This window comes from Pseudomonas sihuiensis, from assembly GCF_900106015.1.
Taxonomy (GTDB): Bacteria; Pseudomonadota; Gammaproteobacteria; order Pseudomonadales; family Pseudomonadaceae; genus Aquipseudomonas; species Aquipseudomonas sihuiensis.
On record NZ_LT629797.1, the window covers coordinates 4,238,093 to 4,262,931 of the forward strand.

Annotated in this window: 22 protein-coding genes; 10 read left to right on the forward strand and 12 right to left on the reverse strand. The window is 63.3% G+C overall.

All coding sequences use genetic code 11. The annotated features are described in order from the left end of the window. The first annotated feature begins 13 nt into the window (after positions 1–13). The 3 genes from BLT86_RS19945 to BLT86_RS19955 are packed head-to-tail and all read left to right on the forward strand — an operon-like array spanning position 14 to position 4,534. The gene (locus BLT86_RS19945) at positions 14–460 is read left to right on the forward strand and encodes a hypothetical protein (protein ID WP_231976554.1); all 447 of its coding nucleotides are present in this window, start codon (positions 14–16) and stop codon (positions 458–460) included. A gap of 32 nt (positions 461–492) precedes the next feature. Beyond that, positions 493–3,510, forward strand: a complete 3,018-nt coding sequence (locus BLT86_RS19950; protein ID WP_177342771.1) for a hypothetical protein — start codon at positions 493–495, stop codon at positions 3,508–3,510. Next, complete coding sequence (locus BLT86_RS19955; RefSeq protein ID WP_017676367.1) at positions 3,503–4,534, forward strand: tetratricopeptide repeat protein; 1,032 nt, start codon at positions 3,503–3,505, stop codon at positions 4,532–4,534. Before BLT86_RS19950 ends, BLT86_RS19955 begins: the two co-directional genes overlap by 8 nt. A gap of 10 nt (positions 4,535–4,544) precedes the next feature. On the opposite strand, the gene BLT86_RS19960 is transcribed toward BLT86_RS19955, so the two are convergent. The 6 genes from BLT86_RS19960 to purE all read right to left on the reverse strand — a co-directional run bounded on the left by BLT86_RS19960 (position 4,545) and on the right by purE (position 8,486). Then, positions 4,545–5,012 (reverse strand): hypothetical protein, encoded by a 468-nt coding sequence (locus BLT86_RS19960; RefSeq protein ID WP_017676368.1) that lies wholly within the window; start codon positions 5,010–5,012, stop codon positions 4,545–4,547. Positions 5,013–5,030: 18 nt separating this feature from the next. After that, positions 5,031–5,567 carry a DUF3299 domain-containing protein gene (locus BLT86_RS19965; protein ID WP_092379106.1) on the reverse strand — a complete coding sequence of 179 codons (537 nt, stop codon included), beginning with the start codon at positions 5,565–5,567 and terminating at the stop codon, positions 5,031–5,033. A 64-nt stretch (positions 5,568–5,631) separates the two neighbouring features. Then, on the reverse strand, positions 5,632–5,877 hold the full coding sequence (locus BLT86_RS19970; protein ID WP_017676370.1) for a GlsB/YeaQ/YmgE family stress response membrane protein: 246 nt from the start codon (positions 5,875–5,877) through the stop codon (positions 5,632–5,634). A gap of 66 nt (positions 5,878–5,943) precedes the next feature. Further along, positions 5,944–6,708 carry a substrate-binding periplasmic protein gene (locus tag BLT86_RS19975; RefSeq protein WP_092379109.1) on the reverse strand — a complete coding sequence of 255 codons (765 nt, stop codon included), beginning with the start codon at positions 6,706–6,708 and terminating at the stop codon, positions 5,944–5,946. Between the two features lie 54 nt (positions 6,709–6,762). After that, positions 6,763–7,848 (reverse strand): 5-(carboxyamino)imidazole ribonucleotide synthase, encoded by a 1,086-nt coding sequence (locus tag BLT86_RS19980; protein ID WP_092379112.1) that lies wholly within the window; start codon positions 7,846–7,848, stop codon positions 6,763–6,765. Between the two features lie 146 nt (positions 7,849–7,994). Then, a complete protein-coding gene (gene purE, locus BLT86_RS19985) occupies positions 7,995–8,486 on the reverse strand; it encodes a 5-(carboxyamino)imidazole ribonucleotide mutase (RefSeq protein ID WP_017676373.1) in 492 nt (163 codons plus the stop codon). Between the two features lie 276 nt (positions 8,487–8,762). On the opposite strand from purE, the gene adhP reads away from it, so the two are divergent. The 3 genes from adhP to BLT86_RS20000 all read left to right on the forward strand — a co-directional run bounded on the left by adhP (position 8,763) and on the right by BLT86_RS20000 (position 11,772). Next, positions 8,763–9,785 carry an alcohol dehydrogenase AdhP gene (gene adhP / locus BLT86_RS19990; protein ID WP_021487516.1) on the forward strand — a complete coding sequence of 341 codons (1,023 nt, stop codon included), beginning with the start codon at positions 8,763–8,765 and terminating at the stop codon, positions 9,783–9,785. Positions 9,786–9,903: 118 nt separating this feature from the next. Continuing rightward, complete coding sequence (locus BLT86_RS19995) at positions 9,904–10,698, forward strand: hypothetical protein (RefSeq protein WP_059390971.1); 795 nt, start codon at positions 9,904–9,906, stop codon at positions 10,696–10,698. 81 nt (positions 10,699–10,779) lie between these two features. Continuing rightward, positions 10,780–11,772 carry an AraC family transcriptional regulator gene (locus BLT86_RS20000; protein WP_092379114.1) on the forward strand — a complete coding sequence of 331 codons (993 nt, stop codon included), beginning with the start codon at positions 10,780–10,782 and terminating at the stop codon, positions 11,770–11,772. A gap of 118 nt (positions 11,773–11,890) precedes the next feature. Here the strand turns inward: BLT86_RS20000 and BLT86_RS20005 are convergent, their stop codons facing one another. The 4 genes from BLT86_RS20005 to BLT86_RS20020 are packed head-to-tail and all read right to left on the reverse strand — an operon-like array spanning position 11,891 to position 16,109. Beyond that, positions 11,891–13,927, reverse strand: a complete 2,037-nt coding sequence (locus BLT86_RS20005; protein WP_092379118.1) for an LTA synthase family protein — start codon at positions 13,925–13,927, stop codon at positions 11,891–11,893. Further along, entirely contained in the window at positions 13,924–14,514 is a 591-nt protein-coding gene (locus BLT86_RS20010) for a hypothetical protein (RefSeq protein ID WP_092379121.1), read from the reverse strand. The genes BLT86_RS20005 and BLT86_RS20010 overlap by 4 nt, the downstream gene beginning before the upstream one ends. Further along, on the reverse strand, positions 14,507–15,784 hold the full coding sequence (locus BLT86_RS20015) for a sialidase family protein (RefSeq protein WP_021487521.1): 1,278 nt from the start codon (positions 15,782–15,784) through the stop codon (positions 14,507–14,509). The genes BLT86_RS20010 and BLT86_RS20015 overlap by 8 nt, the downstream gene beginning before the upstream one ends. Before the next feature lie 10 nt (positions 15,785–15,794). Beyond that, the gene (locus BLT86_RS20020; protein ID WP_017676381.1) at positions 15,795–16,109 is read right to left on the reverse strand and encodes a PepSY domain-containing protein; all 315 of its coding nucleotides are present in this window, start codon (positions 16,107–16,109) and stop codon (positions 15,795–15,797) included. A 309-nt stretch (positions 16,110–16,418) separates the two neighbouring features. Between BLT86_RS20020 and BLT86_RS20025 the strand changes: the two genes are divergently transcribed. Together BLT86_RS20025 and BLT86_RS20030 are read left to right on the forward strand one after the other, a co-directional pair. Continuing rightward, positions 16,419–17,447, forward strand: coding sequence for a histone deacetylase family protein (locus BLT86_RS20025; protein ID WP_092379124.1), 1,029 nt, complete (start codon positions 16,419–16,421; stop codon positions 17,445–17,447). Positions 17,448–17,498: 51 nt separating this feature from the next. Further along, complete coding sequence (locus BLT86_RS20030) at positions 17,499–18,593, forward strand: polyamine ABC transporter substrate-binding protein (protein WP_092379127.1); 1,095 nt, start codon at positions 17,499–17,501, stop codon at positions 18,591–18,593. 324 nt (positions 18,594–18,917) lie between these two features. Here BLT86_RS20030 and BLT86_RS20035 read toward each other — a convergent pair whose 3' ends face one another. Continuing rightward, on the reverse strand, positions 18,918–19,823 hold the full coding sequence (locus BLT86_RS20035) for a LysR substrate-binding domain-containing protein (RefSeq protein WP_017676384.1): 906 nt from the start codon (positions 19,821–19,823) through the stop codon (positions 18,918–18,920). Between the two features lie 353 nt (positions 19,824–20,176). Here BLT86_RS20035 and BLT86_RS20040 point away from each other — a divergent pair, with 353 nt between their 5' ends. Next, on the forward strand, positions 20,177–21,601 hold the full coding sequence (locus BLT86_RS20040) for an aspartate ammonia-lyase (RefSeq protein WP_017676385.1): 1,425 nt from the start codon (positions 20,177–20,179) through the stop codon (positions 21,599–21,601). A gap of 130 nt (positions 21,602–21,731) precedes the next feature. Then, positions 21,732–22,985, forward strand: coding sequence for a dicarboxylate/amino acid:cation symporter (locus BLT86_RS20045; protein ID WP_026088513.1), 1,254 nt, complete (start codon positions 21,732–21,734; stop codon positions 22,983–22,985). A 376-nt stretch (positions 22,986–23,361) separates the two neighbouring features. On the opposite strand, the gene pdxR is transcribed toward BLT86_RS20045, so the two are convergent. Further along, entirely contained in the window at positions 23,362–24,828 is a 1,467-nt protein-coding gene (gene pdxR / locus BLT86_RS20050) for a MocR-like pyridoxine biosynthesis transcription factor PdxR (protein WP_017676387.1), read from the reverse strand. Positions 24,829–24,839: the final 11 nt, after the last annotated feature.

Sequence of the window (24,839 nt, forward strand, 5' to 3'; positions counted from 1 at the left end):
AAAGAGACACCCCTTGCAACACACCGCCCGCCAGGTACTGCTATGCATCCTGTCGTGCGGGTATCTGGCGGGTTGCGCCGCTCTCGAGCTCGACCCCATAACCTACCAGGAAGCCGTCACCCAGTACCAAGAAGGGGGCGGAATCGAGAACTACCGTTGCGCGCTGGTACCGGCCGATGAGCATTACCGGGCGCTGCCCTACGCCCAGCCGATCGCCGTGGAAATCGACGAGGTGCTATTCGTCAAGATCGCCGGCACCGTCCAGGAACTGCAACAGACCGAGATCACCGAGACCGGGGCGGCATACGCCTATGCCGACATGAGTGCCACGCTCACGACCGTCAGGCAGTTCAATCACTCGGAATACAACGAGTCGGATGACCGGTACGTCGACCTCACCTTCGATTCGGACGGCAAGACAGAGACATACAAGACTTTCGGAGCGGCCTGCGGCCTCTGACCGTTCAACACGATTAAAACCCAGGACATGACATGACAAGGCGTCGCTACAAGATCGTTGAAAGTGTTGGAAACCGCATTGAGGACGTGAACCGCTACGAAGACCTCGCTAAGCACCATCCCTCCAAAGGGCGGGAAGCCAACCGAGACTATGAGGTTATCAACGGAAAGCTTGAAGAGGTGCGTTATATCGGTGGGCGCACACTCATCAAGAAGGATTTCGTGCTGCTGGTTGATAGCAGTAACCGATCTGTCCCGGTTCCCAGTCCGTTGTCCGGCTACGCCAAGACCAGCCGCTCCTTCGGCACATTGAAGATCTACGATGCGCCCAGCAACGGCCAGTTGCTCGGGCAAATTCTGCACCTTCATCCTACGTTTAAAGTCAACGATGGCGATGCCATCACTTATGGCCAGCACATAGGCATTCAAGCCACAACGGATAGATCGGGAGACCAGGTAGGCGCCATCCACGTCCATGCCGAGCTTGAGGAAGCCGATTTCAAGCGCTATATCGCCGATATGGTCAGCGGCACCCTCAACCCGGACGAAGAAAATCCGAGCGTTGCCGGTGGCGGTGTAAGCGCAGCCAAGGGTGACTGGTGCTACCCATGCACGGCGCTTACAGGCAATGCGCTGCAACATCTGACCGCATTAAGCAAAGCTAGGGCCGGGTTTTACCCCATCGGTGGAAATGGCCTGTGGCATGGCGGAATCCATCTGGACAAAGGTACCTCCGAAGCCTTCGATCAGAGCCGCGTCAATTGTATGACTCATGGTGAAGTGGTCGCTTATCGCATCAATGACGAGTATCCCGTCAGCACCTACGCCGGCCGGCCACCACTGCAGATCAGGGCGCCGTTTTCCACCGCCTTCGTCCTGGTCAGGCATACGCTGCAGCCCAAGGCCCCGGCAACCACTGACGAGTCGAAACCCAAGCCGCCGAAGCTGACCCTCTACAGCCTGTACATGCACCTCAAGTGCTGGAAGGACTACCGCCAGGACGAGAAGCTGGCGCGACCGACCTTCTGGGGTGCCGGTATCTATACGGTCAACACTCGCAGCGGCGAACTCAATGTCAGGGCCGAAGCCCGCAGCAATGCCTCGATTATCGGCAAGCTCAGCAAGGGCGCCCAGATTCGCGCCTCGGGCGAGGGCACCTTCCTCAAGCTCGAACAGGTGATCAGTGGCAATGACCAGCCCGCCCTCACGCCAAAGGAGGACGGCAGCCTGCCGGGCTATGTCGCGTCTTCCTTCCTGACGTCTCAATCGCAGCCCAAGGCCACGGGCTCGGTGGTGCTTCTCGATCCACCCGTGCCAATAAAGGCCGGCGACCTGATCGGCCATGTCGGCAAGTACCAAAATAAGAGCGACGGTTCACCTCAGGAACTGCTGCATCTGGAAGTCTTCAGTTGTGAAGACGTACCTGCGTTCATCAGCGAAAGCCGTACCTGGGCGCAGAACCTGCCGGTCGAAGAAAAGACCCTGCTCAAGATCCACGCCGGAGCCAGCAAGCTGATCCCTCACCGGGATGACATCAAGAGCGACAATCCGCCGAAACTGAGTGATGAAGGAGACGAGATCGGCGTCGACCTGATCCTGCCGCAGAACCTGCTGGATGCGCTGCCTGCTGAGGCCAGGATCAAGATTCCGGCCAGCAACACGGTAACTGGCTGTTCGCCCGAGACCAACTGGTGGCGCCTCGATGATCTGCTGGCCAACAAGGATGGCCAGCCCATCAATGGCTGGTTGGCAGAACAGGAGCTCATCACCACCCGCCACAGTCCGTGGGAGTGGGAAGGCTTCGATTTTCTCGAGGATACCGATACCCCTAGTTCGGGGCTGGCCTACTACCTCAACGCGGCTCGCCGCTTGTCCGACGACGAGAAGGCCAGCTACCAGGGCGCTATCGACCAGTCCGACAAAGGCCCGGTGCGCAGCCGTCTGTACGACATCATCGACACCAACCGCGACGGCAAGATGACCGCCGAAGAGATTCAGGCGGCACTGGCGAAGCCCTGGCTCGCACAATCCATTTCGCAGCTGGTCACCCGGCACGACAGCGAGTGGTTCTGGGATGTGGCGCGCTGGGACGAACTCGACGACCTGATGGGCCACGCAGCCGATGACCCCAACCAGGACTGGGTCGAAGAGAAGAACCGCATCCAGACCCTGAGCTGGTGGAGCGATGTGGCCGACAGTCTGAAGCTCGATGCGGCGGGCAAGGCCTGGCATTTTCAGCCGATCAACTTGGTGATTATGCAGAACCTCTCTGCAGCCCCGGGAGGCGAACTGATCAGTGCCGAGAACATGAAAAAGATCTTCCCGTCCTCGCAGGAATCCGTACGGGAAGAAGTCAGGACACTGTTCAACAAATACGCCACGTTGTTCGAGGTCAATACTCCAGAGAGGATTTCCCAATTCTTTGCCCAAGTTAAGGCCGAAGTGGGCGACGCACTCGTCGGTAAAGAAGAAAGTCTTTGGTACTCGACGGAGGCTCTTAAGGATAAATTTGCTAGATATTTCAGTCATTATCCCCAGGAGGCAGAGGAGCTAGGGTATAAGCGTATATCGCTGGCACAATACAATGCGCTGCCAGCAAACGTGAAAAGTGGCTACAGAGTCATAAGAGATAAGGCCTATTCACAATTGCCACAAGAAGACGAAATTGCCAAGCGCATATATTGTTGTAGCGTGCCTGGACAGAATTTCCATCTGAATCCTGGTGGTTGTTCTGAAGGACTAGCCTATAAGGGTAAGGGTTTCATTCAGCTGACTTGGAAGGAAAACTACAAAGAGGTCGAGCGCCTGCTAAAGGCTAAAATTCCCAACGAGAACATCAACATCGTTGCCAATCCTGATCAGGTACTTGAAACCAAGTATGGCCTTCTAAGTGCTCTAGGCTTCTGGGAATGGAAAAGGCTGAATGCTAAATCGGGTAATAGCACAACCCATACAAACGAAATTACCAAGATTGTGAACCTGCATACCGATAGTTACGAAAAGCGCAGAGAAAATTTCGAATTTATATACGGAATATTGAAAAGTGACTAATAAACTCAAGGCGTTTATTTTTCCGTTGGCTCTGACTTTGGTCAGCCCTGTGACCTTAGGAGAAACGCTACGTCCCGAAGGCTTGTTATCGCTGAGAGAGTTGCCCATTGAAGAGGGTAGCGCAGACATACAGCGTCTGCAGATTACTGATCGCTCAGGTATGGTACTGGTCGACACGGACAAGGCACTGCCGCTTATTGAGAACGAATACTCGCCCAATAGTTACGACGGCTACACGGCGAAACTGCTTGCCGAGCGTCAGACCAAGATAACTGCCATTGATCTGCAGGGCGAGCGCTACGATCTGCTTTCGCCATCTACCCGATCAGGAGATTACCTGCTGCTGATCACCCGTGAGGAGGGTAATGGTGCCTATAATTTCAACCTGAGATTCAGGTACGACGCCACCGCGAAGTCCTTCGATCTGAACCAGGTTCTTCTGAACGAGAACAACTCCGAGTGCGACCATTCGCTCCTGAGTACCTACTCAATCGACAGGAAGATCCTTGGCGTTATATCGATTGCTAACTTCGATGGCAGACGAGTCTTCGGTGTATTGAAGGAGTTACGTCTGGCGCACCAGACATCGGGTAACATGGCGGAAAAACTGATGCCGGAGACGGTAGCTAGCAATTTCGACGCCGCTCTGAAGGCTTACAAGGTGGGTGACGCACAAGCGCTGAAAACCCTCGTCGGCTACTTCCTCTCGGGCGATGAGGATGGCGACTGCGAGCCCGGCAACTACATCGTCGAGAAATACTACTTCCCGCAAAAGGTCGGCTGGTCGAACGACCTAGGCTTTCTGTTCGAGCAGGCCGGCCATTACCCGGAGGCGGTGGAACTGCTGCAGCACATCACCCGCAAGCATCCGGACAGGGTCGTCGCCTACCTCAACCTGGCGGATGCCTACTGGGCGCTGGGAGAGCGAGAACAGGCCCGGCAAGCCTATGGCCAGTATCATGAGAAGATGACCGCCGCCCAAAAGCAGGCGAGGATTCCACCGCGCGTGCTGGAGAGAAAGTAGCGCGCAGCAATCAGGGCTGCTCTGCGGCCAATGCCTGCTCCAGCGCTACCGCCTCCTTGAACACCTTCTGCTCCACCAACCTCCCATCCTCCAACTGCAACCACAACACTTCGCCCTCGCCGGCCGGATAACGCGGGGCGATGCGGGCGTCGTGGTCGAGGAGGATGCGGTAGTTGTAGTCGCGCATCTTCGGCAGGGCGAAGAGGGTGGCGATGATGCGGGGCATGCGGCTGATATCGGCGAGGAAGACCGCGTGGCGCTCGTCCAGATAACCCTTGGGCTTGCCTTCCAGGGCAGCGTCGACCAGCTTGGCACCGTCCATGTCGCGGGCGACCAGCAGGATGCGGGTCTCGTCGTTCAGGGTGTAGGGTACGTCATGCTGATCCAGCAGCGTCCAGGGTGCCAGGCGTTCGCCGGGCTCCAGAGCCAGTACGGCGGTAGACAGCAGGCACAGCAACAACAGGGCGGCAGCTTTCATGCGCAGACTCCAGAGCGATCAGTAAAGGTCTTCGTCGGTCACCAAACGCACTTCGCCAGCGTCCATGGCGTAGGCGGCGTCGGCCAGGTCGTTGCTGACCTGCTCCACCTTGAGCTCACCGCTGACCCACAGTGGGGCGTAGATGTCCTCGAGCGGGATGCCCTTGGGGTAGCGCACCAACACCAGCTGGTTGGGCGGCGGTGGTGGCACGTGGATGCAGGCGCCCGGATAGGGCACTAGGAAGAACAGGGTGCTGTTGCCTTTCTCGTCGTTCTCCAGCGGTACCGGATAGCCACCCAGGCGAATGGCCTTGCCGTCGAGTTCGGGCACGGTCTTGGCGGAGTACATCACTGCCGGCAGATCCTGATCCTGCTGGCGCAGGCCGCCCTCGCTGTAGAAGGTGCTGTCGCCTTCAGGACTGTCGTGGCTGATCTCGGGCATTGCCTCGAGGGCCTTGCGGTCTTCGGGTGGCATCAGGTCGAGCCAGTCGGTTTCCGGCAGTTCGGCGTGGGCCAGGCTGGTACAAAAGAGCAGGGCGAGCAGCAGGTGGCGCATGGGGTATGGCATCTCGTGGAGGCATTAACGAGGAGCCTACAAGTCGGCTCCTGAGCGGGGCTTGTCAGCCCTTCTTGATCGCGCCGTAGATTACCAGCAGAACGATGGCGCCGATCACTGCGCCGATAAAACCGGCCGCCTGTCCGGCCTGGTAGATGCCCAGCGCCTGGCCGCCATAGGTAGCGGCGATGGAGCCGCCGATGCCGAGCAGGATGGTCATGATCCAGCCCATGCTGTCATCGCCAGGTTTGAGAAAACGTGCGATCAACCCGACGATCAGGCCGATGAAGATGGTGCCGATAATGCCCATTGGCGTGTCTCCTTGATAAGTGCCGCTCGTGCGGCAGGCCCGTCATGGGACAAGTCAATGGGGCTATCAGTTCGCCTCGTCTGGCGGCAGAACGCCATAGCGGTGGTAGATCAGGGCAACTTCGCCCTCTTCACGCATGCGTTGCAGCTCAGCGCCAAGGCGATCATAGAGTTCACGTCGGTCGCTCTGGTAGCGCTTCAGCGATGCGCCGAAGTGGTTGCCCAGTACCTGCTGGTGAGCGTAGTGCGCATAGCTGTAGGCGCGAAAGTTCATGGCCTGGAATTGCGCCTCCATCGGTACGGCGTCGAGCACTGCGATGGTGTCCAGGCGCCCAGCCCGGAACATCGCGGCCAGTTGCGCATCGTCGCTGGCATAGGCGCGACCGAGCAGGTCATCGCTGTCGAAAGGTTCGAAATAGGCCGTACCGCGTTTGACGCCCAGAGACAGGTCGTACAGATCCTCGTAGCGGCTCAGTCTGGCCTCTTCCCCCGGGCGTACGACGAAGCGAACGTTCAGTTGCTGATTGCCGATGCTGGGCAGGAAATGGATGTACTCGCGGCGCTGTTGAGTGAGCAGCACGCGCGGCACCAGGTCGACTCGTCCGGAGCGCAGGTCGTCAAGACTGCGCAGGAAAGGCGCTTCACGCCACTGCAAGTCTACCCCGACACGGTGTGCGGCCGTTTCCAGCACGCTGATCAGCGGGCCGCTGGGTAGTCCGTCGACAGCACGCATCTCCGGTGGCCGTTCGCGAAAATCGACGCGCAGCACCTCTGGCGCGCCCACGCAGGTCAGCGTGAACAGTAGAGGCAGTAAGGAAAGAAGACGCTTCATGGGGGGCTCTTGAACGACCACCGTCGTTCAAGAGTCTAGCTGCGAATCGATCTGTCAGACTTCGGCGATCAACGTCTGAACGTCGGCGATACGCGCATCCAGGCTGGCGCGGTCGGCGCAGCGCAGGGTGGCATGACCGACCTTGCGTCCGGCCTTGAAGGCCTTGCCGTAGTGGTGCAGATGGCAGTCGGCAACGCTGATCACCTTGTCCACCGGCGGCACCGAGCCGATGAAATTGAGCATGGCGCTTTCACCCAGCTTGGCGGTGGAGCCCAGCGGCAGGCCGGCGACGGCGCGCAGGTGGTTCTCGAACTGGCTGCACTCGGCGCCTTCGATGGTCCAGTGCCCGGAGTTGTGCACGCGCGGGGCGATCTCGTTGGCCTTGAGGCCGCCGTCCACCTCGAAGAACTCGAAGGCCAGCACGCCGACGTAGTCGAGCTTGTCCAGCACGCGGCCGACATAGTCCTCGGCCAGCGCCTGCAGCGGATGATCGGTGCTGGCGACGGACAGGGCGAGAATGCCGCTGTCGTGGGTGTTGTGCACCAGCGGGTAGAAGCGCGTTTCGCCGTCACGGGCGCGCACGGCGATCAGCGATACCTCGCCGGTGAAGGGCACGAAGCCCTCGAGGATGCACGGCACGCTGCCCAGTTCGGCGAAGGCGCCAGTGACGTCTTCGGGCTTGCGCAGGACTTTCTGGCCCTTGCCGTCATAACCCAGAGTGCGGGTCTTCATCACCGCCGGCAGGCCAATGCTGGCCACCGCGGCGTCCAGATCAGCCTGCGACTGGATGTCGGCGAACTCGGGGGTGGGGATGCCCAGCTCGCGGAACATGGACTTCTCGAACCAGCGATCGCGGGCGATGCGCAGTGCCTCTGCACCCGGATAGACCGGCACGAACTGCGAGAGGAAGGCGACGGTTTCGGCCGGCACGCTCTCGAATTCGAAGGTGACCAAGTCGACCTCGTCGGCCAGCTGGCGCAGGTGATCCTGATCGCCGTAGTCGGCACGGATATGCTCGCCGAGCGCCTGCGCGCAGGCGTCCGGCGCCGGGTCGAGGAAGGCGAAGTTCATGCCCAGCGGGGTGCCCGCCAGGGCCATCATGCGGCCCAGTTGGCCGCCACCGATCACACCGATTTTCATAACAAAGCCCCTTTTCAGCAGGTGGCGAGACCAAGCAGTTGAACGCTGCCCGCAGCGCAGGAAGCGGAGTTTACGCCGGTAAATGAGCATTCCGAGCAGCGCACAGCGTTCAAATGCGCCGTGTCGCAGCCCCTGATGGAATGGCTTCAGGCCTCGCGCGGGTCCGGGTTGCTCAGCACAGTCTCGGTCTGTTCCTGACGGAACTGCTTCAGCGCCGCATGGAACTGCGGGTGCTGGTGACCGAGGATGCTGGCGGCCAGCAGGGCGGCGTTGACTGCACCGGCCTTGCCGATGGCCAGGGTGGCGACCGGAATGCCGGCCGGCATCTGCACGATCGACAGCAGCGAGTCGACGCCCGAGAGCATTGACGACTGCACCGGTACGCCGAGCACCGGCAGGTGGGTCTTGGCCGCGCACATGCCCGGCAGGTGAGCGGCGCCACCGGCACCGGCGATGATCACCTGAATGCCGCGTGCTTCAGCCTCTTCGGCGTACTGGAACAGCAGGTCCGGGGTGCGGTGGGCGGAGACCACCTTGACCTCGTGGGGAATGCCCAGCTTGTCCAGCATCTCGGCGGTGTGGCTAAGGGTGGACCAATCGGACTTGGAGCCCATGATCACGCCAACCAGTGCGCTCATCGTCGTGCCTCTTCTCTCGGGCGCCTCGCGGCGCGTCAAAAACCAACAAGCCACGCGGGCGGGCCAGCGTGGCTTGTCATGATTCGTTGGCCGGGTGCTGCCGGCCGAAGGCCGCGCAGTATAACGCAAAGCCACTGCTGGCGGGCAGTGGCGATGACCGTTTGTCATGCAAGCTGTGGCAGAGGGTAAAAACCGCCTAAACCTTGCTCTGGAGCAATGTCGGCGTGGGCTGCGCGCGCACACTGGACAGACACTCGCATGCAAGAGGAACCGCGCATGAACCGGACCATGAAAGCCGCAGTCGTCCACGCCTTTGGGCAGCCGCTGCGTATCGAGGAGGTGAAAACCCCGTTGCCTGGCCCCGGGCAGATTCTGGTGAAGATCGAGGCCTCGGGCGTCTGCCATACCGACCTGCACGCCGCCGAAGGCGACTGGCCGGTGAAGCCGAGCCTGCCGTTCATTCCCGGCCACGAAGGCGTTGGCTACGTGGCGGCGGTCGGCAGCGGCGTCACACGGGTCAAGGAAGGCGACCGCGTCGGCGTGCCCTGGCTGTACACCGCCTGCGGCTGCTGCGAGCACTGCCTGACCGGCTGGGAAACCCTGTGCGAGGGTCAGCAGAACACCGGTTATTCGATCAACGGTGGCTACGCCGAATACGTGCTGGCTGACCCGAACTACGTCGGTATTTTGCCGAAGAATGTCGACTTCCTCGAGATCGCGCCGATCCTCTGCGCCGGCGTGACGGTATACAAGGGCCTCAAGGAAACCAGGGCGCGCCCCGGCCAGTGGGTGGCGATCTCCGGTATCGGCGGCCTCGGCCACGTTGCGGTGCAGTATGCCCGCGCCATGGGCCTGCACGTGATTGCGGTGGACGTCGACGACGCCAAGCTGGAACTGGCGCGCAAGCTCGGCGCCAGCCTGACCATCAACGCGCGCAAGGAAAACCCCGCCGAGGTGGTGCAGCGCGATATCGGCGGCGCCCATGGCGTGCTGGTCACTGCGGTCTCTAACGCCGCCTTCGGCCAGGCCATCGGCATGGCACGCCGGCACGGTACGGTGGCCCTGGTCGGCCTGCCGCCGGGTGATTTCCCCACGCCGATCTTCGATGTGGTGCTCAAGGCCATCACGATCACCGGCTCGATCGTCGGGACTCGCGCCGATCTCCAGGAAGCGCTGGATTTCGCTGGCGAGGGTTTGGTCAAGGCCACGGTGCACAGCGACAGCCTGGACAACATCAATGGCATCTTCGATCAAATGCGCGGTGGGCAGATCGAGGGGCGGGTGGTGCTGCAGTTCTGATTCGAGCAAGGCCACGGACTGGCAACTTTCCTACAGAACGGACGCGGACGGGCGCACAGATCGCCGCCAGGCGGCGGGCTATACTGTGCGCTCTTCATCCGAACAAGGACGTGTCGTCATGAAACAGTACGTTTCGCTCGTTGCCCTCTCCCTGCTTTCCCTTCAAGCCGCTGCGCTGGATCTGGCCAAGCATCCGCAGGTATTCGATGCCGGCCAGGGCGTGAGCCTGGCGCTGGCCCCTTCCGCCGACGGCACGCAGGCGCTGGTGCAGGTGCGCGGCATCAATCACCCGCTCGACGAAGTGGTGTTTCTTACCGACGTTCGCGAGCTGGGCAACGAGCAGCGCGACTATGGCATCCGTCTCGATGGCCGTGACTACAACCTGCTGAACAAGCGCCGCGCCTGGAGCGGCGAGAGCTACCAGCTCAACCTGCCGAACACCCAGGGCTTCGAGCTCAGCTACAACGAGGACAAGACCAAGGCGCTGAAGCCGAAGGACCTCCTGGCGATTTACCAGAAGCAGGAGAAAGATGGCCTGCAGGCGCGCCTCGCCGCCTTCGACCGTAAGCAGCGTGTTGCCGATTACAGCGCGCGCCTGCAGGAGATCGACGGCGAAGCCTCCAAGGCCTGCGCCACCCCGCTGAGCACCCAGGTGGACTGGAGCGCGATATCCGATGAGCAGCTGATCGGCCTCAGCGTGCCGAGTTTCTGTGGTGAAGTGGTTAACCAGATGGCCTACCTGTGTGGCAAGGACGACCGCTACAAGGCTGAGGCCAAGACCCTCAAGGGTGTCGACTGCCGTTTCGGCGAGAGCATGAAGTTGCGCGAGCAGGACGGCCAACTGCAGTTCACCACCCTCAAGGACGAACCGAATCAGGGCGACTTCATCAACGCCATTCTGCGTAATCGCTGATCCTCTCGGGTGGGCTACGGCCCGCCGTCTCGCGGCATATTTCTTGCGTTCCTTTGCCTAATCACGCTTACGGAACGCATCATGCTGCACGCCCCACTGACCACCCTGCATGTGGTTTCCCTGATCCTCCAGCGCTTCGCCGAGCAGCCCGAACTACGCCCGCAATTGCTGGCTGGGAGCGGCATTGGTGCGGCTGATCTGGACAATGCCGACGCGCGCATCACCCGGGTGCAGGAGCTGCGGGTGTGCGCCAATGCCCTGGCCCTGCGTGCTGATCTGGGACTCGACCTGGGGCGCAGCCTGCATGTTTCCTCCTATGGGCTGCTGGGTTACGCCGCGCTCTCGGCTGCCACCTTTGGTGACGCCTGGCGTCTGTTGCTGCAGTACCCGGCGCTACTCGGCACCTATTTTCGCCTCGACATGCAGGTGGAAGGTGAGCTGGCCTGGATCTGCGCCAGCGGTTACCGCGATGCCGAGGCACTGGAAGTCTTCAACGTGGAGATGTGCCTGGCCTCGCTGAAGCTGATCGGTGACGAACTGCTACGCCAGCCGCTGTCATTGGAAGGCGCCGAGTTCACCTACGCTCGGCCAGACTACGTCTCGCGCTATGCGCAGAGCTTTCCCTGCCCGCTGCGTTTCTCGGCACAGCGCAATGCCTTCGCCTTTCCCGCCGCGTTGCTGGAGCGCCGGCTGCCGCTGGCCGACAGCGTCACCCACGGCGATATGGTGGAACGCTGCCGCCGTCTGAACGCCGAGTTCAGCAGCCGCCAGGCCTGGCTGGAGCGGGTGCGCCAGTTGCTCGCCGCGCAGTTGGCCGAGCCGCCGGGGCTGGAGAACCTGGCGCAGCAGATGCACTGCTCGCCGCGCACCCTGCGTCGTCACCTGCAGGAACTGGGCACCAGCTACCAGGGCTTGCTCGACGAGCTGCGCTTCGAGCGCGCCAAGGCGCTGCTCAGCGAGGAGCAATGGCCGGTGTATCGCATCGCCGAGGTGCTCGGCTTCAGCGAGACGGCCAGTTTTCGCCATGCTTTCCAACGCTGGAGCGGCGTGCCGCCGAGTCGCTTTCGTGCCTGAGACGAGCGATGGCATTCGCGGCTGAAGCCGCTCCTACAAGAGCGGTAACTCACCCCCAGTGGGAGCGGCTTCAGCCGCGATAAAGGCTCGCCGCTGAAGCGCCTCCCACAGGCGTCGCTCATTCCTCCGCCTGCACGTTGCGGTACATCTGCAGCCGCGCTGCTTCATGCAAGCCACGGCTCAGCGCCAGCAGGCGCTGGAACTCTTGCGGGTGGCGCTCGGCGACGTTATCGCGCGGGGTCGGCGAGCGCAGGTCGTGCAGGGTCGGCGAGCTGCCGTCGTGTTGCATCTGCACGAGAAAATCTCGGGTTACCGCGCCGATCACCGGGAAGGTGCCTTCCTGCAGCACCAGCGGCACCACGCGCTCGCCTTCCGGCGCCGGCAGTTGCAGGTCGCGGCCGAGGCCACCGTTGTCGAAAGACACGCCGACCATCCCGGCAACGGTCGGTAGCAGATCGGCCAGGCCCACGGCTTCGTCGAATTCACGCGGCGTCAGCCATTTCGGTGCATGGATCAGCAGGGGCACGTTGTTGCTCTCCAGCCCCAGTTGCTCGAAGGCTGGCGCCATGTGCGGGATCTGGCTGATACGGGTGTTGTGGTCGCCGAAGAAGACGAAAATGGTGTCGTCGTAAAAACCCTGCTCCTTGGCCAGCTCCATCAGCCGGCCGATGTTGAAGTCCAGCAGACGCACCGCGTTGTACTGCTCGACGCTGCGCGAGCCGGCCTGCTGCACCTGTTCCAGCGGCAGGTCGAGCGGCTCGAAGCCGTCGTTGTCCTTGGGGATGGTGAAGGGCCGGTGGTTGCCGGAGGTCTGCAGGTAGGCGAAGAACGGCTTGTCCTTCGGCAGTGCGCCGAGAATCTGCGAACTCTCCTTGAAGAAATCCAGGTCGGAGATACCCCACACGTCCACCTGTGGCGACTGCCAGTGGCGTTCCTCATAGAGCTGCACACCGTCGATGCTTTGGCGGATCAGCGCATTGATGTTGGCCCAGCCGGCGTTGCCGCCGATCATGTAGAACTTCTCGTAGCCTGGCAGGGCGTTGATCAGCGTGCGTTGACGGGCGATCAGCGGGTTGCGCGTCGCCGTCTCCTGGCGTGAAACATCGGGGATGCCGGTGATGCTCGCCCACACCGTCTTGGCGGTGCCGGTCACCGGCACGTAGAAGTGGCGGAAGAACCAGCTCTCCTTAGCCAGACGATCCAGATTCGGCGTCGGGTTCAGCGGGTTGCCATAGGCCCCCACGGCGCTGGTGCCGAGGGATTCGAGCATGACGAAGACCACGTTGGGCGGGCGCTCGGCCTGGATGCGGTGCGCCTGCGGCGGCTGGTGGCGGAAGAAGTTCAGCGCCTGCGCATCGCGCTCGCTGACGCCCAGATAATCGGCCACCACCTGGTAATGCTCGCGCGTGGCGGTCTCGTCGAAGGCGGCGGGTTCGAGCTTGAGGGTGTCGAAGAGAAACAGCGCCGGATTGATCCCGAGCGCACCGATCTGGCTGTTGCCGCTGTAGAAGGCGTCGCTCCAGCGCAGCGGCACCGGGTTCTCCAGGTTCAGCGCGCTGGCGCGGCCGAGCAGGCCGAAGAAGACCAGCACGCCCACCGCCGCCGCACCGCCGATTGCCGGCAACACGCCGACTCGTTGTGCTTGCGGTCGATCCAGGGTGACGCGCTCCAGGCGCAGCAGCGCCCAGGCCCACAGCACCACACCGGCCAGCCAGGCCAGGGTTATCCACAGTACCGGGTAGGTCTGCCAGAGCATGCCGGCGGAGATCTGCGCATCACCGGCAAAGCGCAACACCGTGGCATTGAGGCGCACACCCAGATAGGTGTAGTGGCCGAAGTCGATGATGTAGAGCAGGCCTAGCGCGGCCACGGCCAGCAGCAGATAGCCGCGCAGCAGCCAGCGCACCGCGCGAAAGCGCGCCAGGCGCAGCCTGGGCAAGGCCAGCAGGATGCCTGCCGGCAGCATCAGCAGCAGGGCCAGGCGCAGGTCGAAGCGCAAGCCTATGCCGAGGGTGGGCAGCACATCCGGTTCGCTGATGCTTTCGACAGCGGAAAAACCCAGCAGAAACAGCCCGCGCAGGGCGGCGAAGAGTACGAACAGCAGCGCCGTCAGGCCTGCCAGGTAATGCAGGCGGCGTGATTTCAGCCAGCTCATGCGAGTTTCCTTGTCGGTCGGGCCAGCAGCCAGCGCACAGCGGCGCTCAACAACGCGCCCAGGCTATAGAGGGCCAGGTAGGGGTCGATCAGGTAATCCCAGTAGTTTTCCGAGGCGCCCAGGCGCAGGGCGAAAGCCAGGGTCGCCAACACCAGCGCCAGGGCGCCGAGCCAGCTGCGCTGGAGGATCAGCACCGCGCACAACAGGCCCAGCACCAGCAGCATCGGCCGGGGTTCGAAGCCCAGTTGGTACGGGTCGGCATAGCTCAGGCCCAGCGCCGCCGGGTAGAGCAGCACGGCCAGGCCGGTGAACAGCGCCAGGCTGGCCAGGCGATCACGGGCGCCGGCGTGCGACAGGCCAAAACGGCATAGCGTCGCCCAGCCAAGCAGCACCAGGCTGACCACTGACAGGTCGCCGATATAGGTGCGCAACTGCAGCGCCAGGCTGATGTCCTGGATCGGCACCAGGCTGAGCAGCAGGCAACCCGCCAGCAGGATGCCGCGCTGCGTCGCAGTGCGCGTCAGGCGCGCGAAGATCAGGAATGCGAGCAGGGTGAAGGCCAGATGCGGCAGCCAGAAATCAGTCATGTGGGCGGCGCTCCGAGAGCCAGGCCTCGTTGAAGCTCAGGTGCTTGATGAACATGTCGTTCCACGAATACACCAGGTGGTAGGCGCCTTCGCGGTCACGAGTGAAATAGGGATATTCGTAATCGAAGGTGCAGCCCTCGGCGCTGCACATGCGCGCGCTCACTCGTTCGAGGAACTGCGCCTGCTGCTCCGGCTTGCCGCCGCTGGCGCGGAATTTTTCACTGACCACGGCCGGGAATTCGTCTTGCGCAATCGGTTCGCCCCAGGGGTTGGGGCTTTCGTCGAGCTCGCCGAGAGTGCGCCAGTTGGCCAGGTTGGCGTCGGTGGCATAAAGGGTCAGGCGAAAGCGCCCGTCTTCGAGGTCGTTCATCGCCACCAGCAAGCTGCCGTCCGGGCGACCGACCGCCGCCAGGGACGAGTTGGGGTTGCTCGGCTCGACCGGCTGCGGATGGCTCCAGCTGCGCCCGGCGTCCTCGCTGTAGCTGGCCAGCACGCGGTGATGCTCCTCGCCGGCATAGCGCAAAAGGGCCACGGCGCGGCGTTCGTCCAGCGCCACCACGGTCGGTTGCAGGGAATCACGCCCCTTGCCGATGCGGTACTTGCCCAGCACTTCGCCGTTCGCGCTCAGGTGCAGGTACTCGGGAAACTTGCCGAGAAACTCGTGATACACCGGCAGGCCGATGCTGCCGTCGGTGTGGAACACCGGCGCGGCACGCACCAGGGTGCTGATGTTGAGAAAGGGGCTGGTGACCAGTTGCCGGGGCGCCGACCAGGTGTCGCCGAGGTCGTCGGAAACCATGGCATTGACCGCGCTGCCGGCCCAGCCGCCGAGCGACACCGAGACGTAGAACAACCACAGGCGGTTGTCCGGCGCCAGGCTGATCACCGGATTGCCCAGCTTGCGGATGTGCTTGCCGACCGCGCGCTGGGTCGACTCGCGGCTGGCCAACACACGCTCGGCGCTCCACTGGCCGCTGCTGGCATCGAAGCGTGCGGCGCGAATCTGTACGTCGGCGGCACCTTCGCGAGTACCGGCGAACCAGGCTGCCATCAGATCGCCGCCGGGCAGGCCGGTGATCGAGGCGGAATGGACGAAATCCTCCAGATCGGAGGAGGCGAAGTGCGCGGCCATGGCCGGTGACGCATCGGCTGGCGCCGGTGGTTGGCTGGCGAAGGGCGCCAGCGCGTGGGGGGCAGCGCCGAACCAGGCGCAGGTGAACACCGTGGCAGCGCCCAGCAGCAGGGCGCAGGTCTTGAGGGTCGAGGTCATGTTCGGTGGTTCAGGGGTGTCTGGGCGAAGCCAGGTGCGAGCTGGCGACTTCTTCTACCGGGCGGGCATCTACCGGGTCGTAGTAGATCTCCAGCTTGCGGCCGTTGGCATCGAAGCCATAGATCTCGTAGCAATTGCCGGGGGTGATGCGGAACTTGGTGATCTGCACGCCCTGGCGCTTCATCTGCTCGCGGAACTGCGACTCGGGCATCCAGGCGCTGCGGTCTTGCCGAGCGCAGTCGGTATCAGCGAGTGCGGCGCTGGATAGTGCAAGCAGTGCCAGCATCGTCAGGGCGCGAACGGGGCGGCGGGCCGGTGTCGACATGCTCGGCATCCTTTGGCGTGGCTGATGGTAAGGGGCTTGGCCCCAGGCAGGTTGCCACCATCGGCCGCCAGGCTTAAGGAAAGCTTAAGCATCACGGGTTGTTACATTTACCTGCCGTGGGTGGTGGGGAGATTCATGGCCTACCCTCCCTGGCGGCGACCCGGCGGGCAGCGTCGCTACGCGCTGTTAAAAAATCGCTCTCGGCCATTTTTTGGCCATTTCGATCCCCTTTTGGCCGTTGCCAGCGTTCTCGATTCGCTGCCAGCGGGCGAACAATGCAGGCACAACAACGAGCCTGGAGCGCTTTGCATGCTCACCTACTACAGCGACGACCACCACCTGCACCACGGCAAATGCGAGCTGATCGACGGGCAGCTGATGCCCTGCTTCGAGAAGCCGCAGCGCGCCGACCACATCCTTGCGCGCGTCAAGGCTCGCCAGCTCGGCGAAGTCCGCGCGCCCAAGGATTTCGGCCTGGCGCCCATCGAGCGCATCCACAGCAAGGCCTACCTGGAGTTTTTCCGGGGCGCCTGGGCGCGCTGGCAGGAACAGGGCGGCAAGGGCGATCTGCTGCCGTTCACCTGGCCGGCACGTACCCTGCGGCGGATGATCCCCAATGACCTGCACGGCCAGCTCGGCTACTACAGTTTCGATGGCGGCGCGCCGATCACTGCCGGCACCTGGCAGGCCGCCTACAGCGCTGCCCAGGTCGCGCTCAGCGCCCAGCAGGAGATTGCCAACGGCGCTCACAGCGCCTTCGCCCTGTGTCGTCCGCCAGGCCATCATGCCGCCGGCGACCTGATGGGCGGCTACTGCTACCTGAACAATGCCGCCATCGCCGCACAGGCCTTCCTCGACCAGGGCCGCAAGAAAGTCGCCATCCTCGATGTCGACTACCACCACGGCAACGGCACCCAGGACATCTTCTACCAGCGCAGCGACGTGCTGTTCGCCTCGATCCACGGCGACCCGGCCGAGGAGTTCCCGTTCTTCCTCGGTTACGCCGACGAACTGGGCGAGGGCGCCGGCGAGGGCTACAACTTCAACTACCCGTTGCCCATGGGCAGTTCCTGGGACACCTGGAACGCCGCGCTGGAACAGGCCTGCCAGCGCATCGCCGACTACGGCGCCGAGGTGCTGGTGGTGTCGCTGGGCGTGGACACCTACATGGAAGACCCGATCTCGCAGTTCAAGCTCGACAGCCCGGACTACCTGGCCATGGGCCGACGCATCGCCGCGCTGGGCCTGCCGACGCTGTTCATCATGGAAGGCGGCTACGCCGTGGAGGCCATTGGCGTCAACGCGGTCAACGTGCTGGAAGGCTTCGAAGGCGCCTGATCGGCGATCAAATCTGCCAAAACAAGAGCAACATTTCAGGGGTGAGAAACGATGAAAGCCATCAAACAGATGCTCGGCGTCGCCCTGTGCAGCGCCACCCTGCTCAGCGGCGCGGTGCAGGCCAAGGAGCTGCGCGTATACAACTGGGCCGACTACATCCTCCCGGAGGTGCCCAAGGACTTCCAGAAGGAGTCCGGCATCCAGATCACCTGGGACACCTTCGAGACCAATGAGGCGCTGGAAGCCAAGCTGCTAACCGGTAACTCCGGCTATGACCTGGTGATCCCGTCCAACCAGTTCCTCGAAACCCAGATCAAGGCCGGCGTGTTCGCCCCGTTGGACAAGTCCAAGCTGCCCAACTGGAAGAACCTCGACCCGGTGCTGCTCGGCCTGCTGGAGAAGAACGACCCGGGCAACCAGTACGGCGTGCCCTACATGTACGGCACCGTGCTGATCGGCTACAACCCGGACAAGGTCAAGGCTGCGCTCGGTGACGACGCGCCGGTCAACAGCTGGGACCTGGTGTTCAAGCCCGAGTACATGGAGAAGCTGAAATCCTGCGGCGTGGCCATGCTCGACTCGCCCACCGAGATCATCCCCATCGCCCTGCACTACCTGGGCCTCGACCCCAACAGCGCCAACCCGGCCGACTACGACAAGGTCACCGAACTGCTGCTCAAGGTGCGCCCGTACGTGGCCTACTTCCATTCGGCCAAGTACATGACCGACATCGCCAACGGTGACATCTGCGTGGCCATTGGCTACTCCGGCAGCTTCTACCAGTTCGCCAACCGCGCCAAGGAAGCCGGCAACGGCGTGAAGATCAACTGGCGTCTGCCGAAAGAAGGCGCGCCGATCTGGTTCGACACCTGGGCCATCCCCAAGAGCGCGCAGAACGTCGATGAAGCCCATGCCTTCATCAACCATCTGCTCGAACCCAAGGTCATCGCGCCGATCAGCGACTTTCTCGGCTACCCCAACCCCAACGTTCCGGGCATGCAGCTGGTGGGCGCGGAGATCGCCGACGATGCCGATCTGACGCCGACGCCGGAGCTGCAGAAGTCGCTCTACGTGGTGCAGCCGCTGCCGCAGAAGATCGAGCGGGTGCGTACGCGGGCCTGGACGTCGATCAAGTCGGGTAAGTGACGATTAGTCTCTAAAAGCTCGCGGCTGAAGCCGCTCCTACAGAACACCGCACAAGCTGTAGGAGCGGCTTAACCGATGGTGCCCACGCTCTGCGTGGGCACCTGCGTTTGTGACGCTCTGTGTCATGTTGGGAGATGCTGGCTACTGCAACTATGGCAACGGACGCAGAGCGTCCTCGGCTGCGTTCCCACGCGGAGCGTGGGAACGATCAATCAAGTCGGGTAAGTGAGCGGCCCTGAAAGCTCGCGGCTGAAGCCGCTCCTACGGAACACCGCACAAGCTGTAGGAGCGGCTTCAGCCGCGAATGCCTTACCCGCAGGGCGCTCAGCCACCCACCTCCCCCGTCTCCAGCTTGCGCCAGAGCAAACGCACCGCCGCCTTGCGCACCAGGGCGCAGCGGTACAGGCGGATCTCCAGGGGGATCTGCCAGTGTTCGCCGCCGCAGATGGCCAGCTCACCGCGGGCCAGTTCGGCGGTGACCGACAGCCGTGGCACCCAGGCCACGCCCATGCCCTGCAGGGCCATGCTCTTGAGGCTGTCGGCCATGGCGGTTTCGTATACCGTGGTCGAGCGTAGGGCGCGCTGGCGCAGCAGCAGGTTGACCGAACGGCCGAGAAAGGCGCCAGCGCTGTAGGCCAGCAGAGGCACGCTCTGCCCGCCGTCGAGGTCGAACAGCGGCGCGCCGGATTCGCTCACCGCGCATACCGGCAACATCGAGGTGGCGCCCAGGTGCAGCGAGGGGAATATTGCCGGGTCCATCTGCAGCGCCGCGTCGGGGTCGTAGTAGGCAAGGATCAGGTCGCAGGCGCCTTCACGCAGTGAATGCACCGCTTCGCCGACGTTGGTCGCCACCAAGCGGGTGGTCAGGGGCAGGCCTTCGCGCCGCAGGCGGGCGATCCATTCGGGGAAGAAGCCCAGCGTCAGCGAGTGGGCGGCAGCAATCGACAGCATCTCGCCCTGCTGGCCTTCCAGGTTGTGCAGGTGGCGCACCACTTCGCCGAGCTGCTCGACCAGGCTGCGCGCGGTGACCAGAAACAGCCGGCCGGCCTCGGTGAGTTCGACGGGGGTGCAGGAGCGGTCGACCAGGGTCAGGCCGAGCATGCCTTCCAGGCTGCGGATACGTCGGCTGAATGCCGGCTGGGTGACGAAGCGCTTTTCCGCGGCCTGGGAGAAGCTGCGGGTGGCGGCCAGGACGATAAAGTCCTCCAGCCATTTGGTTTCCAAGTTCATTGCAGGCTCCGCGTGTTGATCCGGTTTGCGCCCGTGTAGGAGCCCCGCCTCGGGGCGAAGCTTTTCAGACGCCCGGCCAGAGCATTCGCGGCGAGGCGCTGCTCCTACAGATACGTCAGAGGGGCGACCGTGTTGCCCCGATGGTGGGTTACACCGCGTCTCGAACGACGTGACGTTCGGCAATGGCAGCATGCGGCTAACCCACCCTACGTTTGCCGCTATCCCGCAGTCACATCGACATTATGCCGATTGTGCATAGGGCAGCAAGTAACGGCATTGGTAGCGATACGGTCGGGGCCCCTATTCTATGGGCATCGCGGCACTCGCCGTATTTCCCAAGAGTCATCTCTATCATGTCCTCTGCTGCATCTGTTCGCGTCGAAAAAGACCTGCTCGGTACCCTCGAAGTCCCTGCCGATGCCTATTACGGCATCCAGACCCTGCGCGCCGTGCAGAACTTCCGCCTGTCCGGCGTGCCGCTGTCGCATTACCCGAAGCTGGTGATCGGCCTGGCCATGGTCAAGCAGGCTTCGGCTGACGCCAACCGCGAACTGGGTCATCTGTCCGCCGCCAAGCACACGGCGATCAGCACCGCCTGCGCACGCATCATCCAGGGCGAGTTCCACGAGCAGTTCGTGGTCGACATGATTCAGGGCGGCGCCGGCACCTCGACCAACATGAATGCCAACGAGGTGATCGCCAACATCGCCCTCGAGGCCATGGGACATGAGAAGGGCCAGTACCAGCACCTGCACCCGAACAACGACGTGAACATGGCGCAGTCGACCAACGACGCCTACCCGACCGCCATCCGCCTCGGCCTGCTGCTCGGTCACGACAGCCTGCTCGGTGCGCTGGACAAGCTGATCCAGTCGTTCGCCGCCAAGGGTCTGGAGTTCGGCCACGTGCTGAAGATGGGTCGCACCCAGCTGCAGGACGCCGTGCCGATGACCCTCGGCCAGGAATTCCGCGCCTTCGCCACCACCCTCGGTGAAGACCTGCAGCACCTGAAACTGCTGGCGCCGACCCTGCTCACCGAAGTCAACCTGGGCGGTACCGCGATCGGTACCGGCATCAACGCCGACCCGAAATACCAGGCCCTGGCGGTCAAGCGTCTGGCCATCATCAGCGGTCACCCGCTGACCCCGGCTGTCGACCTGATCGAAGCCACCAGCGACATGGGCGCCTTCGTGCTGTTCTCCGGCATGCTCAAGCGCACCGCGGTCAAACTGTCGAAGATCTGCAACGACCTGCGTCTGCTCTCCAGTGGCCCGCGTACCGGCATCAACGAGATCAACCTGCCGGCGCGTCAGCCGGGCAGCTCGATCATGCCTGGCAAGGTCAACCCGGTGATCCCTGAGGCGGTCAACCAGGTGGCCTTCGAGGTTATCGGTAACGATCTGGCCCTGACCATGGCGGCCGAAGGTGGCCAGCTGCAGCTGAACGTGATGGAGCCGCTGATCGCCTACAAGATCTTCGACTCGATCCGCCTGCTCACCCGCGCCATGGATATGCTGCGCGAGCTGTGCATCGACGGCATCACCGCCAACGAGGCGCGCTGCCGTGAACTGATGGAAAACTCCATTGGTCTGATCACCGCGCTGAACCCCTACATCGGCTACGAGAACGCCACCCGCATCGCCAAGGTCGCTCTGGACAGCGGGCGCGGCGTGCTGGAGCTGGTGCGCGAAGAGCAGCTGCTGGACGAGGCCACCCTGGCCGACATCCTGCGCCCCGAGAACATGATTGCCCCGCGCCTGGTTCCGCTGCAGGGCTGATTGATCGAATGACACGCGCCGCCCCTTTGGGCGGCGTGTTCATTTCCGCCCTCGAGCCTGTTCATGGGGCGGCACCGCTGAAGGCCGCGCAGACGGCCCCACAACAACGACAATCCGGGTGTACAACCACATGAGTCAGAGCAACACCGCTTCCTCTTCCTTCCTTGCGCGCGTGCCGTTGTGGCAGCAGATCCTCGTCGGCCTGGTGCTCGGCGTGGTCGTCGGCATGCTGTTCAAGAGTCTCGCCCTGGGGCTGGCGCCGGTCGGCGCGCTGTTTCTCAACGCGATCAAGATGCTCATCGTGCCGCTGGTGTTCGTCTCCCTGGTGGCGGGCATCACCGCCATGAGCGACAGCGCCAAGCTTGGCCGCATCAGCGTCAAGACCATCGCCATCTACCTGATCACCACTGCCTTCGCGGTGAGCATCGGCCTGGCATTCGGCACCCTGTTCAGCCCCGGTGAAGGCATGAACATGGTTGCCAGCGGCAGTGAAGAGGCCAAGCAGGCGCCCTCGCTGGTGCAGATCCTGGTGGGCCTGGTGCCGACCAACCCGGTGACCGCCTTCGCCGAAGGCAACATCCTGCAGATCATCGTCTTCGCCATCGCCCTGGGCGTGAGCATGAATCTGGTTGGCGAAAAGGCTGTGCCGGTGGTCCGTCTCTTCGACAGCCTGGCCGAGGTGTTCTACAAGCTCACCGATCTGGTGATGCGCTTCGCCCCCATCGGCGTATTCGCGCTGATCGCCGGCGTGGTCGCCTCCCACGGTATCGAGGTGCTGCTGCCGCTGGCCGGCGTGATCGGGGTGATCTACCTGGCCAGCATCGCCCATATGCTGCTGATCTACGGTGGCCTGATCGGCGGCCTGGCGCGTCTCAGCCCGCTGCGCTTCTTCCGCGGCATCGCCCCGGCGCTGGCAGTGGCCTTCAGTACCTCGAGCAGCTCCGGCACCCTGCCGGTGTCCATCGAGTGCGCGCGCAAGAACCTCGGTGTGTCGCAGGGCGTAGCCGGCTTCGTGTTGCCGGTGGGCGCCACCATCAACATGGACGGCACCGCGATCTACCAGGGCGTGCTGGCGCTGTTCATCGCCCAGGCCTTCGGCATCGACCTGAATGCCGGCCAGTACCTGATGATCATCCTCACCGCCACCCTGGCCTCGATCGGCACCGCCGGCGTACCGGGTGCCGGCCTGATCATGCTCGGCCTGGTGCTGACCTCGGTCGGCCTGCCGCTGGAAGGCGTGGCGCTGATCGCCGGTATCGACCGCATCCTCGACATGGCGCGCACCACGGTGAACGTCGCCGGCGACCTGATGACCACCACCCTGGTGGGCAGCAGCGAGAAGGAGCTGGATCGCGAGATCTACAACAGCGACAACGCTGCCTGAGCAACCGCTTTCATAGGAGGCCTTCACCAGCCTCAACCTTCAGGGATGGCCTCGGCCATCCCTTTTTTTGTGGCCTGCCGTCCCTCGCGGCCACCCTTGGGCGCCTCTAAAAACTACCTGCGTTGTCATCGCTGCGTTGAAAGCAGGCTCAGAATGCTCATTTACAACACGTAAAGTCGAGCGCGACTCCGACCGTTTTTCGCCTGTTTTTGCGGGGCCGCCATCGGTACTGCGCTGACTGCCTCGCCAACGTTTTTAGAGGCGCCCCCCTTCGGGCCGTCGCAAGCGACGTCAAAAACTGCTCCCGGCAGTTTTTTCCTGTCATTCAAGGATGGCTGCCGTAGGGTGCGCCGCGCGCACCGCCGGTTGGCCTGCATTACAGCCTCCAGGCCCGACGTAGCGTCTGCACCGCCTCGATGATCTGCGCCTCGGGCACCGCAGCGAAGCCCAGCACCAGCCCGGCGCGGGCGTCATCAGCCGTTTCACTAGCGGGCAGCCAGTAATCGCTCAAGGGGGTCATCTCGATACCGGCTGCGCGTGCGGCGGCAATCAACTCACGCTCACGGGCCAGGCTCTCGACCTTGATACTCAGGTGCAGACCGGCTTCCACGGCCGGTAACGGCGAGCATCCGGGAATCGCCTGCGGCCACGCCGTGAGCAAGGCGTCACGGCGGCTGCGCGCCGTCTGACGCATACGTCGCACATGGCGCTGGAAGTGCCCAGAAGCGATGAATTCGGCCATCACTGCCTGGGTGCCGACCTCCGAGTGGCGTATCTCCAGCGCCTGGCGCCTCGCGAAAGGCTCGGCCAGCGCTGGCGGCAGCACCAGATAGCCCAGGCGCAACGCCGGAAAGGCGAGCTTGCCGAAGGTGCCGATGTAGATCACCCGTTGCTGGTCATCCAGCGCTGCCAAGGGCGCGAGTGGCGTGCCGCTGTAGCGGTACTCGCCGTCGTAGTCGTCCTCGATGATCCAGCCATTCACGCGCTTGGCCCACTCCAGCAAGGCCAGGCGCCTGGGCAGCGACAGGGTGACGCCGGCGGGGTACTGGTGCGCGGGCGTGACATAGGCCAGCCGGCAATCGTTCAGACGCTGCAGGGCGTCGACGTCCAGGCCGTCATGGTCCACCGGCACGCCGCACAGCTGCGCGCCGGCCACGGCGAAGGCATGGCCCGCCGCGCGGTAGCCGGGGTTTTCAATGGCCACACGGTCGCCCGGTTGAATCAGCAATTGCGCGCAGAGGCTGCTGGCCTGCTGCGAGCCGCAGGTGATCAATATCTGCTGCGCCTCGCAGGTCAGGCCGCGGCTGTTGCGCAGGTAGGCGGCGATGAGTTCGCGCAGCTGCAGGTCGCCAGCGGGGTCGCCATAGCCGAGTCGTGCCAGCGAGGGTTTGCGCCAGAAGCGCGCCTGCAGACGTGCCCAGGTCTCGAAGGGGAACAGGTCGAAAGCCGGCACGCCGATACGAAAGGCGCGCGGTGCGCCCGCGGCGGGCATCGCCAGGTGATGGTTGTGCAACAGCTGCATTGCCGGGCTGGCCGCTGCCGGGGCGACGGCTGCCACCGGGGCAGGTCGATGGCGCGTCAGCTCGGCGACGTAGGTGCCATCGCCGACCCGCCCGGCCACGTAGCCCTCGGCATACAGCTGGTCCAGCGCGCGGGTCACGGTGTTGCGCGAGATGCCGAGCAGGGTGGCCAGCTCACGGCTTGCCGGCAGGCGCGTGCCACTGGCCAGGCGGCCATCGAGGATGCGCTCGCGCAAGGCCTGGTAGAGCTGGCGCGCCAGGCCCTGACCGGGCTGCAGATGAATGCCGGAAAGGTCGAATGGCAAGGCGGGCGAGCGTTTCATGATGGGTAGAT

Bases quoted from the DNA above. Each gene is read 5' to 3' on its own strand.
- purE (WP_017676373.1), bottom strand. From the start codon at position 8,486: ATGAGCGCACTGGTTGGCGTGATCATGGGCTCCAAGTCCGATTGGTCC.
- BLT86_RS20045 (WP_026088513.1), top strand. From the start codon at position 21,732: ATGAGTCAGAGCAACACCGCTTCCTCTTCCTTCCTTGCGCGCGTGCCG.
- BLT86_RS19970 (WP_017676370.1), bottom strand. From the start codon at position 5,877: ATGGGCATTATCGGCACCATCTTCATCGGCCTGATCGTCGGGTTGATC.
- BLT86_RS20025 (WP_092379124.1), top strand. From the start codon at position 16,419: ATGCTCACCTACTACAGCGACGACCACCACCTGCACCACGGCAAATGC.
- BLT86_RS20005 (WP_092379118.1), bottom strand. From the start codon at position 13,927: ATGAGCTGGCTGAAATCACGCCGCCTGCATTACCTGGCAGGCCTGACG.
- pdxR (WP_017676387.1), bottom strand. From the start codon at position 24,828: ATGAAACGCTCGCCCGCCTTGCCATTCGACCTTTCCGGCATTCATCTG.
- BLT86_RS20020 (WP_017676381.1), bottom strand. From the start codon at position 16,109: ATGTCGACACCGGCCCGCCGCCCCGTTCGCGCCCTGACGATGCTGGCA.
- BLT86_RS20010 (WP_092379121.1), bottom strand. From the start codon at position 14,514: ATGACTGATTTCTGGCTGCCGCATCTGGCCTTCACCCTGCTCGCATTC.
- BLT86_RS20015 (WP_021487521.1), bottom strand. From the start codon at position 15,784: ATGACCTCGACCCTCAAGACCTGCGCCCTGCTGCTGGGCGCTGCCACG.
- BLT86_RS19965 (WP_092379106.1), bottom strand. From the start codon at position 5,567: ATGCGCCACCTGCTGCTCGCCCTGCTCTTTTGTACCAGCCTGGCCCAC.
- BLT86_RS20040 (WP_017676385.1), top strand. From the start codon at position 20,177: ATGTCCTCTGCTGCATCTGTTCGCGTCGAAAAAGACCTGCTCGGTACC.
- BLT86_RS20035 (WP_017676384.1), bottom strand. From the start codon at position 19,823: ATGAACTTGGAAACCAAATGGCTGGAGGACTTTATCGTCCTGGCCGCC.
- BLT86_RS19980 (WP_092379112.1), bottom strand. From the start codon at position 7,848: ATGAAAATCGGTGTGATCGGTGGCGGCCAACTGGGCCGCATGATGGCC.
- BLT86_RS19995 (WP_059390971.1), top strand. From the start codon at position 9,904: ATGAAACAGTACGTTTCGCTCGTTGCCCTCTCCCTGCTTTCCCTTCAA.
- BLT86_RS19950 (WP_177342771.1), top strand. From the start codon at position 493: ATGACAAGGCGTCGCTACAAGATCGTTGAAAGTGTTGGAAACCGCATT.
- BLT86_RS20030 (WP_092379127.1), top strand. From the start codon at position 17,499: ATGAAAGCCATCAAACAGATGCTCGGCGTCGCCCTGTGCAGCGCCACC.
- BLT86_RS19960 (WP_017676368.1), bottom strand. From the start codon at position 5,012: ATGAAAGCTGCCGCCCTGTTGTTGCTGTGCCTGCTGTCTACCGCCGTA.
- BLT86_RS20000 (WP_092379114.1), top strand. From the start codon at position 10,780: ATGCTGCACGCCCCACTGACCACCCTGCATGTGGTTTCCCTGATCCTC.
- BLT86_RS19975 (WP_092379109.1), bottom strand. From the start codon at position 6,708: ATGAAGCGTCTTCTTTCCTTACTGCCTCTACTGTTCACGCTGACCTGC.
- adhP (WP_021487516.1), top strand. From the start codon at position 8,763: ATGAACCGGACCATGAAAGCCGCAGTCGTCCACGCCTTTGGGCAGCCG.